At 61.8% G+C, this 2,088-nt stretch carries 3 protein-coding genes; 2 read left to right on the top strand and 1 reads right to left on the bottom strand.

The genetic code is table 11. The annotated features are described in order from the left end of the window. Nucleotides 1-824, top strand: an 824-nt coding sequence (locus tag BBH68_RS40175; protein ID WP_079151450.1) for a hypothetical protein, incomplete at its 5' end; no start/stop codon positions are given. A gap of 27 nt (nt 825-851) precedes the next feature. Here BBH68_RS40175 and BBH68_RS37550 read toward each other — a convergent pair. After that, nucleotides 852-1,430: a DUF6461 domain-containing protein gene (locus BBH68_RS37550; RefSeq protein ID WP_065968394.1), complete on the bottom strand. Its 579-nt coding sequence runs from the start codon at nt 1,428-1,430 to the stop codon at nt 852-854. Between the two features lie 413 nt (nt 1,431-1,843). Between BBH68_RS37550 and BBH68_RS37545 the strand changes: the two genes are divergently transcribed. Next, a partial coding sequence (locus BBH68_RS37545; RefSeq protein WP_141713158.1) for a MerR family transcriptional regulator occupies nt 1,844-2,088 on the top strand: 245 nt, incomplete at its 3' end.

The following is a 2,088-nucleotide window of genomic DNA, read 5'->3' as shown; positions in this document are numbered from 1 at the left end:
ACAACCCAACCACACCAACGACCAACCTGGCCATCAGTCACGGCAAACACCGTTGCAGTACTAACTGTTCCAACACCTGCGCTCCTCGCAACACGAAGCCCTGGACCGCTACCCCTGTCCGCGTTGGCCAGAACCTCAAGAAGACGTACACCCTCACCGACCAGCCCTCCGCCATCTACGACTACATCGACCTCGACTACAAGCTCACCATCGGTGCCCCGGAAGCCATCGAACTGCTTCCCCCGATCACCTGGGGAGGCGCCGAAGTCCGCTGTGACAAAGACCTGTCAGTGAAGTCATCTGAAGGATGCGTGGTGCCCTGGTACACCGCAACCCTTCAGGTCCCACGCTCTCTCTACGGCTCCTCAGCCGACATGATCGAATGGGCTCAGCACAACCTGTCCGGTCACTGGGGCCTGCGGGGAACCGGTCAGCCGCTCCGCCGCCTGCAGAAAGAAAGTGATCAGGCCAGCAACCGGAACACGATCTGTGGATCAACAAAATTCACCAAAGACCCCAACATCCCCGACGATTCCTGCGATGAATTCCCCTTTGCCGGCACGTGGGAAAGCGGCGCTCTCAACGGCGTCACACACGGCAAGGACTGCGCACAGGTAACAGCAGTACAGGCAGACAACAGTGGCGACTTAGCGACGGACTGGCCTACCATCACTCCCGTCGGAACCTTCACCGGCAACGAGAAGTGTGTACGCGGCCACATCCCCCGTGACCTGAACACTGACCTCGGCGGCGCGTACGGCGTCTTCGTGAAGAACGCCCGCCTCGCAGACAACGACCCGTTCTGGCTGCGCATCACGTTCTGACGAATCCCGTGTGCCACGTGCCGACGGTCAGACTGCCGTCTTTGGAACACTGACCGTCGGCAACGGCTCATTGGCCAAACCGGGTGGCAGCACCAGGCCAAACTCACGCTCGATCGCTAGCAAGGCCATCTCCGGTATGTTCCACTCGTCAGACTCCTCGTTCTCTTCCAGGAAAAACCCACTCTCCTCCAGCGCCCGGTTGAGACGAGCAGGGTCAGTTCCCCCCGCCGGTTCGAAAAGCCAGGCGTCGAACGTAGCCAGGACATCGCCGTCACGAGCATGCGCGATCCTGGTCGTTCCATCGAGAAGATGCCATGCCGATACCGCTTCGGTATCTGCTGATAGCCGCCTGAGCACCGGCGCCTGGAACGTGATGCCCTGGGGGTCAACGTCAAGGAGAAAGAGCCAGCCCTCACTACGACAGACACGCACAGCCAGCGCGCCGAAACCGTGTCCTTGCAACGCCTCGCGGAGTGTGTACAACGGATACGGCCCCTGCTCAACCACACCTAACCGGGACAACCCTTCCGTTTCTGAAAGGCCACGGACTGCTGTGATGCAGTACTGGTCGTGCGCCACAGCGTCGTACAGCACAGAGCTCGCCATAGTCTCCCGTCCTTCCGCTAACGCAATCTGTCGCTGAGTAAGCAGTCGGTCGCCTCGGAAACGAGAGGCCTGATAGCGGCCAACGTCAATGCGTCCCAAGGCCCCCTGCAACGCCAGTCAAGCGATATCCTGCCAGAACGGCAACGAAAGGCAGCTGCTCGCCCTGATGCCGGTGGACAGAGGCAAGTTGACGGCGCCCCGACCGACCTTGCCACGATCATCGACCGTCACACGCCGCACGCCATGGTCCTGGACGGGTTCACCAGCGACCGCTCACGCAGAGCAAGCGCACTCCGTTCCCCGAGTAATTGTCAAGACTTGTGGATGTGGTGGGGTGCATGCCCCGCAGGCTGACGGGTTCTCCCGGAGGATGGGCTTGAGTCTCCAGTAGGGGGAGACGCAACGGTGGGGGCATGGACGGCGACACGCTTTACACGATCGGGGCACTGGCCCGGCGGACCGGGCTGACGGTGAGGACCATACGGTTCTACTCCGACACCGGAATCGTGCCGTCGACCGACCGCAGCCCGGCTGGCTACCGGCTCTACGACCTGCGTGCGATCGCGCGTCTGGACCTCGTGCGGACACTGCGTGACCTGGGACTCGACCTCGCCGTCATTCGGCAGGTACTGGACCGGGAGATCGCGGTGCCTAAGAC

Source organism: Streptomyces sparsogenes, from assembly GCF_001704635.1.
GTDB classification, from domain to species: domain Bacteria; phylum Actinomycetota; class Actinomycetes; order Streptomycetales; family Streptomycetaceae; genus Streptomyces; species Streptomyces sparsogenes.
This window is presented reverse-complemented; position numbering and strand designations above follow the sequence as displayed.

Coding starts and splice junctions, on each gene's coding strand:
- BBH68_RS37550 (WP_065968394.1), bottom strand. CDS start 1,430: ATGGCGAGCTCTGTGCTGTACGACGCTGTGGCGCACGACCAGTACTGC.